This window comes from Steroidobacter gossypii, assembly GCF_016801985.1.
In the GTDB taxonomy this organism is placed as follows: domain Bacteria; phylum Pseudomonadota; class Gammaproteobacteria; order Steroidobacterales; family Steroidobacteraceae; genus Steroidobacter; species Steroidobacter gossypii.
Genome location: NZ_JAEVLS010000008.1, coordinates 283,836 through 299,632 on the forward strand (window position 1 = coordinate 283,836; position 15,797 = coordinate 299,632).

9 protein-coding genes are annotated in these 15,797 nt (G+C 62.8%); 6 read left to right on the plus strand and 3 right to left on the minus strand.

The window, feature by feature from the left end; genetic code table 11:
- Positions 1–275: 275 nt before the first annotated feature.
- The 3 genes from JM946_RS27545 to metH are packed head-to-tail and all read left to right on the plus strand — an operon-like array spanning position 276 to position 5,939.
- A complete protein-coding gene (locus JM946_RS27545; RefSeq protein WP_203170653.1) occupies positions 276–1,184 on the plus strand; it encodes an ArsR/SmtB family transcription factor in 909 nt (302 codons plus the stop codon).
- A gap of 51 nt (positions 1,185–1,235) precedes the next feature.
- On the plus strand, positions 1,236–2,159 hold the full coding sequence (gene metF, locus JM946_RS27550; RefSeq protein WP_203170654.1) for a methylenetetrahydrofolate reductase: 924 nt from the start codon (positions 1,236–1,238) through the stop codon (positions 2,157–2,159).
- 60 nt (positions 2,160–2,219) lie between these two features.
- Positions 2,220–5,939 (plus strand): methionine synthase, encoded by a 3,720-nt coding sequence (metH, locus tag JM946_RS27555; protein ID WP_203170655.1) that lies wholly within the window; start codon positions 2,220–2,222, stop codon positions 5,937–5,939.
- Here the strand turns inward: metH and JM946_RS27560 are convergent.
- The gene (locus JM946_RS27560; RefSeq protein ID WP_218043136.1) at positions 5,906–6,976 is read right to left on the minus strand and encodes an acyltransferase family protein; all 1,071 of its coding nucleotides are present in this window, start codon (positions 6,974–6,976) and stop codon (positions 5,906–5,908) included. The genes metH and JM946_RS27560 overlap by 34 nt on opposite strands.
- A gap of 430 nt (positions 6,977–7,406) precedes the next feature.
- Between JM946_RS27560 and JM946_RS27565 the strand changes: the two genes are divergently transcribed.
- Both JM946_RS27565 and JM946_RS27570 read left to right on the plus strand, forming a co-directional pair.
- Positions 7,407–8,123 carry a CoA transferase subunit A gene (locus JM946_RS27565; protein ID WP_203170657.1) on the plus strand — a complete coding sequence of 239 codons (717 nt, stop codon included), beginning with the start codon at positions 7,407–7,409 and terminating at the stop codon, positions 8,121–8,123.
- A gap of 47 nt (positions 8,124–8,170) precedes the next feature.
- Positions 8,171–8,806 carry a 3-oxoacid CoA-transferase subunit B gene (locus JM946_RS27570; RefSeq protein ID WP_203170658.1) on the plus strand — a complete coding sequence of 212 codons (636 nt, stop codon included), beginning with the start codon at positions 8,171–8,173 and terminating at the stop codon, positions 8,804–8,806.
- Between the two features lie 160 nt (positions 8,807–8,966).
- Here JM946_RS27570 and JM946_RS27575 read toward each other — a convergent pair whose 3' ends face one another.
- Entirely contained in the window at positions 8,967–12,842 is a 3,876-nt protein-coding gene (locus JM946_RS27575; RefSeq protein ID WP_203170659.1) for a BTAD domain-containing putative transcriptional regulator, read from the minus strand.
- 173 nt (positions 12,843–13,015) lie between these two features.
- Here JM946_RS27575 and JM946_RS27580 point away from each other — a divergent pair, with 173 nt between their 5' ends.
- The gene (locus JM946_RS27580) at positions 13,016–14,434 is read left to right on the plus strand and encodes a tetratricopeptide repeat protein (RefSeq protein ID WP_203170660.1); all 1,419 of its coding nucleotides are present in this window, start codon (positions 13,016–13,018) and stop codon (positions 14,432–14,434) included.
- Between the two features lie 120 nt (positions 14,435–14,554).
- Here the strand turns inward: JM946_RS27580 and zapE are convergent, their stop codons facing one another.
- On the minus strand, positions 14,555–15,664 hold the full coding sequence (gene zapE / locus JM946_RS27585) for a cell division protein ZapE (protein WP_322110991.1): 1,110 nt from the start codon (positions 15,662–15,664) through the stop codon (positions 14,555–14,557).
- Positions 15,665–15,797 lie beyond the last annotated feature (133 nt).

Below are 15,797 nucleotides of genomic sequence, written 5' to 3' on the forward strand. Positions count from 1 at the left end.
TTGGCCGGCCGCCCGCCGATCGAGTCGGGCGCTCCTCGTTAACCGGCCAAAAAGGAAAGATCTTCCGCACTGACAGTGCCGGCCAGGCCGGTTGCTGTGGCCCTGTTGTGCTCGGATTCTGAGCCCAAGCCATTGGTTTGCCTCGAAACTTCGCCGGCCGGACGGTGAGCATGGGAGGTGGCCGGCGCACAGGGGTGACAGGCAGGGGCTGGCTCGGCTATAGTTTCGGCCGCGCATATAAAGATATCCTTATATCCTTAAATCTGCCTCGCACCATGCCGAGTTTCCTGTCCGCCGTCTCTGCCCTGCGAGCCGCTGCCGAGCCCACCCGGCTGCGGCTGCTCGCGCTGTTGGCGCGGGCGGAGCTGACGGTCGGCGAGATTTGCGAGGTCATCGGCCAGAGTCAGCCGCGCGTGTCGCGCCATCTGAAGCTGCTGGTCGACGCCGGCTTACTAGATCGATTTCGCGAGCAACTCTGGGTCTACTACCGCGCGCCTGCTTCGGGAGAAGGGCGTGAGGCAGTCGCGCAGTTGCTGGCGTTGGTCGATGACCATGACGATGTCCTGCGTCGTGACCGCCGTCGCATGGAGGAAGTCATCGCCGAGCGCGGTCGCCAAGCTGCCGATCATCTCGCCGAGATCAATCCGCCGAAAACATCCGATGTCATCGACTCGACCATCGTCGAGGAGCTTGCGAGCGAACCCATCGGCGCATTGCTCGACGTAGGCACGGGCGCCGGGCACATGTTGCAACTTCTGGGTGCGAAGGCCACGCGAGCTGTCGGCGTGGATATCTCCAGCGACGCACTCCGCCTCGCGCGAACGAAGGTGCATGGCGCTGGCCTGAGTCACTGCGAGTTACAGCGCGGCGACATGTATGACTTGCCTTTTTCGGCGCCCCTGTTCGACACAGTCGTCGCTGACCGCGTGCTCTCCGGAGCCGAGCGTCCACTGGCGGCGCTGGCGGAAATCGCACGAACACTCAAGCACGGTGGCCGCGCCCTCGTCATCGAGGACTTCGATTTGTTGGGCGCGGCGTCCACCACGAATCCCATCTCCACCCTGCGCGAATGGTTCGCCAAAGCAGGGTTGGACGTCTCCCGTGTGCGACCGGTGGATACCGAAGCAGGGCATCTGCTGGTGGCCCTCGGTCGGCGCGTGGCGCGCAGCACGGCGGCGGCATAACGTCGCCCTCATAGTCATTAGTCACCAGTCACCAGTCACTTCGAGACATTTATGTCAGTAGAAAAACTCAAGGACCAGATTGGCAACGGCCTGGCCAAGCTGCGCAACCGACCCACGGTGTCGTTCGAGTTTTTCCCGCCCAAAGACGAGGCGATGGAGCAGACACTGTGGGAATCGGTGGAGCGCCTTGCGCCGTTGCAGCCGCGCTTCGTTTCTGTGACTTACGGCGCCGATGGCTCGACACGCACGCGTACTCACAACATCGTGACGAAGGTGCAGAAGAACACCGGGCTGACCGCGGCGCCTCATCTGACCTGTGTTGGCGCGCCCCGCGAAGAGATATTGGATATCGCGCGTGACTACTGGGCCAACGGCATTCGTCACATCGTCGCTCTGCGCGGCGATCCGCCGCAGGGCACGACCAAATACGTGCCGCACCCCGCAGGATTCGCCTATGCGGTCGATCTGGTGAAGGGGTTGAGGTCGGTGGCCGATTTCGATATCTCGGTGGCCACGTATCCCGAGCCGCATCCGGAATCGCCGAGTCCCGATTTCGAGCTGACGAATCTCAAAGCGAAGATCGACGCCGGCGCGGACCGCGCCATCACTCAGTTCTTTTTCGACACCAGCTTGTTCCTGAAATTTCGGGATCGCTGCGCCGCCGCCGGCATCAAAGCCAGCATCGTGCCCGGCATTTTGCCGATCACGCGTTTCCCTCAGATGCTGCGCATGGCGCAGCGCTGTGGCGCAAGCGTGCCCGACTGGCTCGAACATCGCTTCGACGGCCTGGACGACGATGCCGACACGCGCCGCCTGATCGCGGCGGCCGTCGCCATCGAACAGGTGCAGGAACTGCAGAAGCACGGCGTCGAGGAGTTCCACTTCTACACGCTGAATCGCGCCGAGCTGAGCTATGCCATCTGTCACGCCCTGGGCGTGCGGCCGGTGCTGGCCCAGGCCGCCGCCGCAGGCTGACCCGGGTCGCCGCGGGCTGATCACGATCTTTACGTGCCGTCTCAAAAACGAGTGAACGACATGAATCGCACTGAACGAGTTGCCGCTCTCCATCGCCTGTTGACCGAGCGCATCGTGCTGCTCGACGGCGGCATGGGCACCATGATCCAGGGCTACAAGCTCACGGAAGCGGATTATCGCGGCGAACGGTTCAAGGACTGGCCGTGCGATCTGAAGGGCAACAGCGATATCCTGGTGCTGACGCGGCCCGAGGTGATCCAGGCCATCCACACCAAGTACCTGGAGGCCGGCGCCGACATCGTCGAGACCAACACGTTCACGGCGAACTATTCGTCGCAGGCCGACTACCAGATGGAACATCTGGTGCGCGAGATCAATCTTGCCGGCGCCAGGGTGGCGCGCGCCGCCGCCGATGAGTTCCATGCGAAGACCGGCGAGGTGAAGTTCGTCGCCGGCGCGTTGGGGCCGACCAATCGCACGGCGTCGCTGTCGCCCAACGTCAACGATCCGGCGTTTCGTAACATCGATTTCGATCAGCTATCGGAGACCTATCTGATCGGTGCGCGAGCGCTGATCGAAGGGGGTGTCGATCTGCTGTTGATCGAAACCATCTTCGACACGCTGAATGCGAAGGCGGCCATCTTCGCCGTGCGGCAGGCGCTGGACGAAGCAGGCGTCGATTTACCGATCATCGTTTCCGGCACCATCACCGACGCCTCGGGCCGCACGCTCTCGGGCCAGACGACGGAAGCTTTCTGGAATTCCGTGCGCCACGCGCGGCCGCTTGCGGTCGGCTTGAATTGCGCGCTCGGCGCGAAGCAGCTGCGCCCGTACATCGAAGAGATGTCGCGCATCGCCGATGTATATGTCAGCGCCTATCCGAACGCCGGCTTGCCCAACGCGTTCGGCGAATATGACGAAGCTGCGTGCCAGACGGCCGAGCTCGTCAAGGACTTCGCTACCAGCGGTTTCGTGAACATCGTCGGCGGGTGCTGTGGCACCACGCCGGATCACATTCGTCACATCCGCGAAGCCATCGAAGGCATCAAGCCGCGCCAGCCGCCGGTGCTGGAGAAGCGCTGCCGCCTGTCGGGTCTCGAGCCTTTGAACATCGGTGCGGACAGCTTGTTCGTGAACGTCGGCGAGCGCACCAACGTCACCGGTTCGGCCAAGTTCCGCAAGCTCATCGAAGCGGACGACTACAACGCCGCGCTCGACATCGCTCGCCAGCAGGTGGCCAGCGGCGCGCAGGTGATCGATATCAACATGGACGAGGGCATGCTCGATTCGGAAGCGGCCATGGTGCGCTTGCTGAACCTGATCGCATCCGAACCCGACATCTCGCGCGTGCCCATCATGATCGACTCATCCAAGTGGTCGGTGATCGAGGCGGGCCTGAAGCGCATCCAAGGCAAGGGTATCGTCAACTCCATCAGCTTGAAGGAAGGCGAGGCGTCGTTCATCGAGCATGCCAGGAAGGTGCGTGCGTACGGCGCGGCCGTGGTGGTGATGGCCTTCGACGAGACCGGCCAGGCCGACACGGTCAAGCGCAAGGTCGAAATCTGCCAGCGCTCCTATCGCATTCTCACCGAGCAGGTCGGGTTTCCGCCCGAGGACATCATCTTCGATCCGAACATTTTCGCCGTGGCGACCGGCATCGAAGAGCACAACAACTACTCGGTGGATTTCATCGAGGCTACCGCCGAGATCCGCAGGACCTGCCCGCATGCGCACGTCAGCGGCGGCGTGAGCAATGTTTCTTTCTCGTTCCGCGGCAACGACCCGGTGCGCGAGGCCATGCACTCGGTGTTCCTGTATCACGCCATCAAGAACGGCATGACCATGGGCATCGTCAATGCCGGCCAGCTGGCCATCTACGAGGACATCAATCCCGAGCTGCGCGAGCGCGTCGAGGACGTGATCCTGAATCGCCGGCCGGATGCGACCGAACGCCTGCTGGAGATCGCCGGACGCTTCAAGGGCGAGGCCGGCGCCAAGAAAGCCGAGGACCTCGCGTGGCGCAGCCTGCCGGTCGAGAAGCGGCTGGAACACGCCTTGGTGAAGGGCATCGACGAGTTCATCACCGTCGACACCGAGGAGGCGCGGCAGAAGGCCGAGCGGCCGCTGCATGTGATCGAAGGCCCGCTCATGGATGGCATGAACGTGGTCGGCGATCTGTTCGGCAGCGGCAAGATGTTCCTGCCGCAGGTCGTCAAGTCGGCTCGCGTCATGAAAAAAGCGGTGGCGCACCTGATTCCGTTCATCGAGGAAGAAAAGGCCAGGTCGGGCACCGTCTCCAGGTCCAACGGCAAGATCATCCTTGCCACAGTCAAGGGCGACGTGCACGACATCGGCAAGAACATCGTTGGCGTGGTGCTCCAGTGCAATAACTTCGAGGTCATCGACCTCGGCGTGATGGTGCCCGCGGAGCGCATCCTCGAGACCGCGCGGCGCGAGAACGCCGACATGATCGGTCTTTCAGGTTTGATCACGCCGTCGCTGGACGAGATGGTGCATGTCGCACGCGAGATGCAGCGTCAGGGCTTCAAGCAGCCGCTGTTGATCGGTGGCGCGACCACGTCGCCGGCGCACACGTCGGTGAAGATCGATCCGCAGTACGAAGGTCCGGTCGTGTATGTGAAGGACGCTTCGCGCTCGGTCGGTGTCTGCCAGCAGTTGGTCACGGCGGCCCTGCGTCGTGAGTTCGTGGAGAAGACCAAGGCCGACCACGCCACCCGACGCCAGCAGCATGCCGGAAAGAAGACCAAGGGGCCGCAGCTGACCATTGCCCAGGCGCGCGCCAACAAGTTCAACGGCGGTTGGGACTCGTATGAGCCGCCGGTGCCCAAGTTCCTGGGCATTCGCACCTTCGACGATTACTCGCTGGAGGACCTGACGCGCTACATCGATTGGATGCCGTTCTTCAATGCCTGGGAATTCCGCGGCACTTTCCCGGAGGTTCTCACCGATCCGGTGGTCGGCGAGCAGGTCAGCAATTTGTATGCTGACGCCCGTCGCATGCTGAAACAGATCGTGCGCGAGCGCTGGCTGACCGCACGGGGCGTGGTCGGCTTGTTCCCAGCCAACAGCGTCGACGATGACGATGTCGAGGTTTACGCGGACGAATCGCGCACTCGTGTGCTGGCGCGGCTGCACTTCCTGCGTCAGCAGAAGGGTAAGCCGGCCGGTCAGTCTCACGATGCGCTGGCGGATTTCATCGCGCCGAAGTCGTCCGGCCGTCGCGACTACATCGGCGCCTTCGCCGTCACTGGAGGCTTGGGCATCGAGCCGCACCTGGAGCGCTTCGAGAAGGCTCACGACGACTACTCGAGCATCATGCTCAAGGCGCTGGCCGATCGCTTCGCCGAAGCGTTCGCCGAACGCATGCACGAGCGCGTGCGTCGTGAGTTCTGGGGCTATGCGCCCGAGGAGCGCTTCACCAACGAACAGCTGATCAAGGAAGAGTATCGCGGCATTCGTCCGGCGCCCGGTTATCCCGCATGCCCGGATCACACCGAGAAGGCGACGCTGTGGCGTCTGCTCGATCCGGAGGCGAATGCCGGCATCAAGATCACGGAGTCGTTCGCGATGTATCCGACGGCGGCGGTCAGCGGCTGGTACTTCTCGCACCCCGGCTCGCGCTACTTCGCGGTCGGCAAGATCGACTTCGATCAGGTGCAGAACTACGCCGCGCGCAAGAAGATGTCGCTGGAGGAGGCGCAGCGCTGGCTGTCGCCGAATCTGGGCTACGACCCGGATTCGGACGCGGACGCGGCCTGAAGCAATCTCGGGGCGCCGCGCTCACGGCGCGGCGCCAGCGAGAACGGTCGCTCGATCAGCAGGAACAGCAGCGACGACGCGACCAGGGTGAGCGCGAACATGACCGGCAGCAGCGCCCAGAATAGCGCCGGTTGATCGCCCTTCGGCGGCGCGAGTTTCGACAGCAGCAGGAAGCCGCCTTTGAGCGCGAGCCCGTGCAGTAAATAGTACGAGTAGCTCATGTTTCCCAGCCAGCGCAGCGGCGTCCATCCGAATGCCGCTGGCAGCCAGTCTCGAGGCGCACGAAAACACGCCAGGCACAGCACAAAAAACGCCACGCAAAGTATGCCGACCTTGACCGTAGTGCCCATGGGCTCGGGTATCGGCAATAACATGCTCATCAGTCCCAAGATCAGTGCCACGAGGCCAGCGGTGCTGGAGAGGCGCAGCCGGCTATGCTCGAGCGCCTCGAACAGCACGATGCCGGCGACGAACATCAGCAGATGGATTCGGCCGTTCTGAATGCCGATGGCGCAGAGCGCCGCCAGGATGAGAAAAAACGAGGTGCGCCAGGCGGAGCTGCGAGTGCGCAGCTTGAAAACCGCGATCAGCACCGGGATCAGCAGGTAATAAAACAACTCGTAGCTCAACGACCACGCCACCGTGATCATGGGCTGAATCGGTACCAATCCTGGCAACAACAGAAAGTTTTGTAATAGATACAGCGCGCCCGCGGCCGGCTGTTCCGGAATCTTGCTTTCCGCCGGGAAGGCGAAGGAGAGTGCGATGTACACCACGAACACTGCGGAAAACGCTGGATACAGACGCTCCACCCGGCGCAGCATGAATGGCAGGAACGCCTGATGTCTCGACAACAGCGAGCCGTAGATCAAGTAGCCGCTGAGCACGAAGAATAGATCGACGCCACTTTGGCCGATTACCGCGAGTGCGTGGCACAGAGCGATCAGTGGGCCGTCTTCGGCGATCCAGGGGCGCACCAGATCGGCGTAATGCACGAAGAACACCAGGAGCACGGCGAAGCCGCGCAGACCCTCCATCGGGCGAACGTTATTTTTGCTGCCGCCGCGAGCCAGTTCGAACTTGTTCGCTAAGCTCTGAAAGAACAAATGAGCCACCCGCAACGACAAACGGCGCGGAATCTACCCTTGCCGGTTCGGTTCTGTGTCGTGGTGTGCGTTGTATGGCGAAGTCGAGATTCGCGCAATGTGTCTGCGGTAACCAACCTATAGCTTTTTCAAACGCGTATTGACACATCGAGCAGTCTGATGGCCGCCGCTGGCGCGCAGGCGCCGCCGCCGAGGTGCGAAGCCCGACACGGCCCGGGCCGGGCGGTGATGCACTTATGTGGTCCCCGCAGAGAGGGCCCGGTGCTGTGCGTCATCGACGCAGGTACAATACCGACGGGTCACATGACGCCGGCCCGTCGCGAGAAATGGGCCGATTCACAGGCGATATCCGAGCAATTCTATGACAAATGCATCGAAGGTGTATCCGAGCGCCCAAGCGGCTCTCGAGGGGGTGGTACGCGATGGGATCACCATCATGTCCGGTGGCTTCGGCCTGTGCGGCATCCCGGAGAATCTGATCCTGGCCCTGCGCGACTCCGGAGTGAAAGGCTTGACGGTGGTCTCCAACAACGCCGGTGTCGACGATTTCGGGCTGGGCATGCTGCTCAAGACCCGGCAGATCAAGAAGATGATTTCCTCCTACGTGGGTGAGAACAAAGAATTCGAGCGGCAATTCCTCGCCGGCGAGCTCGAGCTGGAATTCAACCCGCAGGGCACGCTCGCCGAACGGATTCGCGCCGGCGGCGCCGGCATCTTCGGCTTCTACACCCGCACCGGCGCGGGCACGCTGGTCGCCGAAGGCAAGGAGTCGCGCGTCGTCCACGGCGACACCTACATCCTGGAGACTGGCCTGACCGCCGACGTGTCCATCGTCAAGGCATGGAAGGGCGACACCGAAGGCAATCTCATCTATCGCAAGACCGCTCGCAATTTCAATCCGATGATGGCGACCGCCGGACGCGTGACCATCGCCGAGGTGGAGGAACTGGTCGAGGCGGGCACGCTCGACCCGGACCAGATTCATACGCCGGGCATTTTCGTCCAGCGCATCGTCAAGGGCACCGACTACGTCAAGCGCATCGAACAGCGCACGGTTCGCAAGCGCTCCGCGGCTTGATGCATCAGTAGTCGTCAATCACCAGTCACTCTCTATCAGGTATCACCATGCCCTGGACTCGCGATCAAATGGCCGCCCGCGCGGCGCGTGAACTCAACGACGGTTTCTATGTGAATCTCGGCATCGGCATTCCGACGTTGGTGGCCAACTACATTCCCGAAGGAATGAAAGTGGTGCTGCAGTCGGAGAACGGCATGCTTGGCATGGGACCGTTTCCCTATGAAGGCGAAGAGGATCCCGATCTGATCAACGCCGGCAAGCAGACCATCACCGAGCTGCCCATCTCTTCGTATTTCTCCTCCGCCGACAGCTTCGGAATGATCCGCGGCGGGCACATCGACCTGTCCATCCTGGGCGGCATGGAAGTTTCCTCCGACGGCGATCTGGCCAATTGGATGGTGCCGGGCAAGATGGTCAAGGGTATGGGCGGCGCCATGGACCTGGTCGCAGGCGTCAAGCGCGTGGTGGTGGTGATGGAGCACACCTCGAAGGACGGCTCGCCCAAGTTCAAGCCGAAGTGCGATCTGCCGCTGACGGGGGCGAATGTGGTGGACATGCTGGTCACCGACCTGGCGGTGTTTGCCCGCCCGGACCGCAAGTCGCCCTTCAAGTTGATTGAGCTTGCGCCGGGAGTGACGGCGGAGGAAGTGAAGGCCAAGACTTCAGCGGAGTATCAGCGTTAGGCTTGCTACGAGGCCGGAAGAACCCACCCCTGACCCACGCCCGTGCACGCCCGTGCACGGGAGGGGGAATTGAAGTTTACGTTCTCCAGAGGGGCCGATCTCGTAACAACGCGCCGCTTTTAGCGGAGCTCACCTCTGGGGAAAAAAACACGCTGTGACATCACGCGGTGGGGGCACGTTCCAACAACGACAAGGCGGCGTCGATCGCCGGAATCAGGGCAACGGCATCCATTCGATAGCAGCGTTGCTTCAGCGACTCCAACTGCGGGCGAGTCTCCGCGGTGATGACATTCTCACCTACGTCGGCGAGCACGCGAGCCCGGTCGACTTGCAAATCCGTGGGCGGCAGCGGCTCGCCGGCCGTGTAAGCAGCGAGGTCGTTTGCGTAGCGGCGAGCGGCCGGCCAGGCGCTCTGTTCGATGCTCACTTCGATTGCGTGATGATAGAACTCGAAATAGCTATGGCTCACGCATCCTGCTGCCAGCAGCGCTTCACCTTCCGACAAGGCGGCGGCGCGCAGCGCCGGATCCGGCGTCAGGCGAGCCAATATTCCGAGTAGGGAAGCGCCACAGTACGACATTCCCATCTCACGGCTGAGCTGCAAGCCTTCCTCGACCAGCCGCAGACCTTCGCTGCGGCTCTCCGGGCTCAACAGACAGCTCGCCACGATCCCAAGACACTCCGCAACGAAACGGCGCGCGCCCAGTTGCTTGGCAAGTTGCAGCGCTTGTTTCGCCAGCGTGCAACGCTCTTCGTACTTGGCCTGCAGTATCAACCCCGACGTGAGACACAGCACCGAGATCAACTCGCTGCGCAAATCGCCAACCCGCCGAGCAATCTCCAGCGCTTCCTGCAGGCTTGCGCGGCCCGCGGCCGCGTCGCCGCAGTAGACCTGCGTGATGCCAAGCATAGGGAGATTCGCCAGCAGCACGCCGATCAAACCATGCTGCCGACCTTGGTTCACACACTGCAGGAAATGTTTCCGGGCGGTGAGCATGTTGCCGCGCTGATAATGCGCGTCGCCGAGTCCGCCAAGAGCTCGCGCCAGTTCCAAAGGCGTGTTCGCCTGTTGTGCGTATTCGAATGCAGTCTGATGCGCTTGCAGACATGCATCGAAGCGACCGAGTGGGAAACAGAGATTGCCGTGTAACGTGCTCATGCGAGCGCGCGTTTGCGCGTCTGCTGCTTCGCCAAGCGCACTTTGCGCTCGCTCCAATGCATCCAGCGCTTCTTCGTACCGGTCCATCACACGCAAAGCGGAAGCGATGCCAAACCAGGCGGCTCCATGGCCGTTCTGGTCGATCGCGAAATCCAAGGCTTCGCGATAGGCAGCCAGTGCGTCGTGCGTTCGCCCGAGATGCAGCAACAGCTCACCTAGCAACAAGCTCGTCTTGTGCAGCATCAAAGGCTCGCGTGCGACAGCGCTGGCCTTGTTCGCTAGATTCAGAGCATTTTCATAACGAAGCGAACTGCGCTCAGCCTCGGCAGCCTGGATATACGCAGCGGCCGCGCCTTCATCATCGGCCGCGGCGAGATGCTCGGCATGCAGCGAGAGGTCCCTGGTTGCAAACCACTCGGCAGCGACACGATGCAGAGCGCGTCGCTGCGACTTCAGCGTCGACTCATAGATCGCATCCCTGAACAATGCGTGCGCGAACTCCAGCTCGATGCCGTCGCTGCGGACGAGGGTGGTCGCGACCAGTTTCTCCGGCTCGTAACCTTCGTCTTCGATCATCTTACGCACGATGTCCAGTTCGGTTCGCTGGCCAAGCACGGCGGCGGCTTCGAGCGCGAGATGGTCCTGCGCGGACAAGCTGTCCGCCCGCGACAGCACCAACGAGCGCACCGATCCAGGCAATGTATGTTGCCCGCCGCTGGCCGAGCGCAGCAGCTGATCGAGAAACAACGGATAGCCCTCGGCGCGCACGATACATTCCTGAATCGTCGTGCTCGACAGCTCCGGATAATGAGCCGCCAGCTCCTGAGCTTCATCTTCAGCAAGCGGCGCCAGATCGACGGTCGTGACCGGGCAGCCGCGAGCCCGCGCGCGCCAACTGGCGCTGATCGGATCGCCCTCGGGGCGCGTCGTCATGATGAACAGGATCTGACAGTTCGCCACCACGGCCGCGATCTCTCCGAGACGAGCGAGCTCGTCGGTGTCGGCCCAATGCACGTCCTCGACCACCAGCATCTGCGGCGAGCGCTGCGCTGCTGCTTCGATGATCTGTGCCAAGGCCAAAGTGCGACCGCGCTGGCGCGTGGCGACTTCCATGGCTTTCTCGAGCGCCGCGAGCTCGGAATCGAGCGGGGCATTGATCAAGTCGCTCAGGAAAATGATCTGGTCGATGCTGCCGCCGCGCGTCGCGGCCATTCGGTGCACGGCCGCCTTGCGCTCGGCTGCTGACGCGTCGGCGCGTATGCCGAGCAGACTCAGCGCAAGCATCGTGATCGGTCGCCGGCCAGGCGACTGGCCGAAGTCGAATATTTGCGCCGAATGCACGCCCACCCCACGTTCGACAGCGGCGCTTCGTACCGCATCCACGAGTCGCGTCTTGCCGATGCCCGCTTCACCACGCACCACGATGGCTCGCCCGTGCCGACTCGAAGTGCATCGGTCCAGCGATGCAAGAATCATTGCAAGCTCGGGCCGTCGGCCCACGAACGGCTGAGATGTGACGCCACTTTCGACGCCCATCGCATTCAGCGACCAGGCATTCACCGGTTCGGAAAGTGCCTGCAGGGCGGCGCCCACGCGTTGCGTCGTGACGCGCTCGCCAAGCGATTGGCGAATCTCTTCAGAGATCAAAACTTCGCCATCCTGTGCTTGAGCTGCGAGGATGTGAGCTTCGTGGGTGGGTCGTCCGCTCAATGGAAACACTTCGCTGCCGCACAGCACCTGCCCTTGGGCGATTCCGATGCGCAAGGCAAGCGGGGCGACCACCGGCCACGGCTTGGCTGTCACCATGTCACGTAACATCAGCGCAGCACGCGCGCAGCGTTCGGCCTCGTTGCCATACGAATGGGGGATGCCGAATACCGCTAAAACATTGGAGCCGACGCGGCGGTCGGTGAGCCCGCCGAATTCCTGGACGGCGCTCTGCACGCGACGTTGAAACTCATGAGACAGCAAGTGCGCTTCTTCGGGGTCGAGTCGCGCTTCGGTTTCCAACAAGCCTTCCAGCCGCGCCACGAGGATGGTGGCATCGCGCAGACTCGGCCTGAGCTCCTGGCGTGCGGCCGGCGTCGCCGCTTCCTCGGGTTCTTCGACCGATGATTCGCTGTCGCCGGGCTCGGCCACGGCGGCGCGACGTTTGCGCATCAGCTCGCGATAAAGCTGCTCGGTGGCTGTCTCGGGGGAAACATCCAGCTCACGACGCAATACATCCCGGCACACTCGATACTGCCGCAATGCTTCCGCATACGAGTTACGCTTGGCTTGCAGCTCCATGATGCGCCGATGTGCCGCTTCGTTCAGCGGTTCCAACGAGACCAGGCGCGTGCATGCCGTCAATGCGCCGTCATTGTCTTCGGCTGCCATGCACAGGTCGGTGAGGCGCTGAAGCGCTTCGCTCACTTGCTTGCGCAAGGTGCTGCGCTCGCTGCTCAGCCATTCATCGAATGCCGTGGAGCGCGCGTCGAAGCCGTCCAACAAATCGCCGCGATAATGATTGATTGCGTCTTGCAGCGAGGTGCGAGTGCCGGCCAGCAGCGAGCGTCGGAACGCTTCGATATCGCTTCGTAACAGCTGGCCGTCGACGCCCACCGATTCGGTGTCAGCCAGCAGCGCGCCTTGCGCTCCGGCAGGCAACGATTTCCTCAGCGCCGCGAGCGCCTGTCGCAAGCTGGTGCGCGCCAGCTCTTCATCGGCATCCTCCCATAGCAGCGTGGCGAGACGGTCGCGGCTGTGAGATTCGCCCGGACGCAGCGCCAGGTAGGCCAGCAGGGCGCGGCCCTTTCGCGAGGCAATACGAACCTCGCTGCCGCTGGCGTCACGGACGTGAAACGCGCCTAGAACCTGCAAAGTCAATGCATGCACGCCGACGGTCCTGGTTTTTCTTGTCGAAAGCGGCCCCGGTCGGTTCGGCCGGAGCGGAGGTCCGCCATTTTCACGCATTTTTCACGGCTGTCGAGACCTTCGACTCACGAGGGCTGCGTACAAATACCTCCTATCGGCGGGTTCACCCGTTCAGCCCGGAAGAGGAGGAAGCAATGTCACTTCGAGATTCGCGCGGTTGCCCGGTTTCGACCCGGAGCGCTGCATCGCTGGCTCAGTTCGAACAGGCGCTGGAGCTGTCCGTGAGCTATCGGCTCGATCCTTTGGCCGCGATCGGCCGCGCGCTCGAGGCCGAACCGGATTTCGCCATGGGGCACTGTCTGCGCGCCGGATTGATGATCATGGCAACGGATCGGATGGTGGTGCCACTGCTGACAGAGAGTATCGAAGCCGTCGAATCGTTGGGACGGCGCGCTAACGATCGTGAGCGGGCTCATGCCGCGGCGGCGCGTTGCTGGCTGCATGGCGATTTCGCCGGTTCCATCCGGCGCTATGGCGAGATTCTGCTGGAGCATCCACGCGACCTGCTGGCCTTGCAGGTGGCGCATGTCGGCGATTTCTTTCTCGGCTCCAGCACCATGTTGCGCGATCGCGTCGCGCAGGTGTTGCCCGAATGGGACACCAGCGCGCCGGGCTATAACTATGTGCTGGGCATGTATGCGTTCGGGCTGGAGGAGACCGGGCTTTACTCACGCGCCGAGGATATCGGCCGCCGGGCGTTAGAGATCAATCCGGTCGACGCCTGGGGTGTGCACGCCGTGACTCATGTGATGGAAATGCAGGGACGAATCCGCGAGGGCATCGATTTCCTGACTTCGCGTGAGCGCGATTGGGCAGAAAACAACGGCCTGGCGTTCCACAACTGGTGGCACCTGGCATTGTTTCATCTGGACGCGGGCAACGTGTCTCAGGTGCTCGATCTGTTCGACCGGCGCATTCGACCGGCGCCCTCGCAAGTCCCGTTGGAAATGATCGACGGCTCCGGAATGTTGTGGCGTCTGGAGTTACGGGGCATCGATGTGGGCGATCGCTGGCAGGCGCTGGCCAATTGCTGGGAGCCGTTCGTGGAGCATGCGTACTACGCATTCAACGACGTGCACGCGGTGATGGCTTTCGTCGGCGCCCGGCGACTCGATCTGGCGGAGCGCGCGATCGCGGCCATGGAGCGGAAGGTCGACGGCCTGGAGACCAACGCGATGATGACGCGCGAGGTGGGACTGCCGTTGGCTCGAGCGCTGGTGTCGTTCGCAAAGGGCGACTACGTGGACGTGACGCAACGATTGCAGCCCATTCGCACCATCGCCGCGCGTTTCGGCGGCAGCAATGCGCAGCGAGATTTGATTCATCTCACGCTGGTCGAGGCGGCGCTGCGCTCCCGTCAGATCCGGCTGGCCCGGGCGCTGATCGCAGAACGCACTCAGCTCAAACCCTCCAGCCCGTCCAATTGGCAGCTGACCGCCCGTGTGATGGAGCTCGGCGGCGATGCCGGCGCGGCGGCCAGGGCAATGGAAAGCGCGGAGACGCGCCGGAAGGCGCAGTTCATGCCGCAGCGGTCGATGGCGCTGTCGGGTTGAGGGCCTGTTTCGCTCGATGGGCGGTCCAGTCGATGGATCGCCGATCGATGTAGTCGATTGATCCGGCCCGTGCTCGAGTCGGGGCAGTTCCCCCCTGCGTCGGCTCGAGCGCGGCGCCCTTCAGGCCTGATGCGGGCGGGCCAGGTATTCCTGTGACTGCATCTCGATCAAGCGGCTCTGGGTGCGTTCGAACTCGAATTTGAGCTTGGCGCCGTGATACAGCTCGGTCACCGGGCGCTCGGCCGACACGATCACCTTCACCGCCCGATCGTAGAACTCGTCGATCAGGGTGATGAAGCGGCGGGTCTGATTCTCCGATTCGATGCCGAGCGACGGAATGTCGGTGACAAACACGGTGTGATAGCAGCGGGCGATCTCGATGTAGTCGGCCTGGCCTCGCGGCCCATCGCACAGTTCCTTGAACGTGAACCAAATGACATCGCCGGCGTGGCGCTTCGCATGCAGACGGCGGTGATTCAATGTGAGCGTCGCATCGATGGCGCCGGGTTCGCCGGCCATGGATTCGAACAAGTTGACCAGCGCGGTGCCGGTTTTGGGATCGCGGCAGTCGAACCAGGTCGTCGCGCGTTCGAGCAGCCGCAGGCGGTAATCGGTTTTGCTGTCGACGTGGACGATCTCGGTGTTCTCTTTGATCAGTTTGATCGCGGGCAGGAAGCGCGCCCGTTGCAGACCGTCCTTGTACAGATCGTCGGGTGGTACGTTCGAAGTGGCGACCAGCGTGACGCCGCGCTCGAACAGGCCCCGGAACAGATTGCCGAGGAGCATGGCGTCGGCGATGTCGGAGACGAAGAATTCGTCGAAACAGATGATGCGGGTTTTGCGCGTGATCTTTTCGGCAATCAGCTCGAGTGGGTCGGCGCGGTCCTGATGTTTCTTCAGCTCGTCGTGCACCGTCTGCATGAAACGATGGAAGTGGCTGCGCTGGCGTTCCTTGAACGGCAGGGTGTGAAAGAACAGATCCATCAGCCAGGTCTTGCCACGACCCACGCCGCCCCAGATGTAGAGGCCCTTCTGCAGCTGATGGTCCTTGCGCGACAGCAGACCCTTGAGCAGCCCGCCCTTCGGCTGGGGCGCCAGCAGCCGCTCCCTCAGATCATCCAAGTGCGCTACGACCCGCTCCTGCACGGGATCTCGCTGATACCCGAGGCGGGCGCATTCGCGTTCATACAGGGCGGCGACGGTGGTGGCGGGCGTAGGGTGGTCGGGCACGTTGCTTGAGGCTTGCTTCGTCAGGTCGGCGCCTATAGTAACCGACGCTGCGACCTTTCCACGCCCTCGGAGGCTCGAAAGATTGGCCTGCGAGCCCGACGTTTCCGCGGAAACGTCGAGATATGTCCATCGA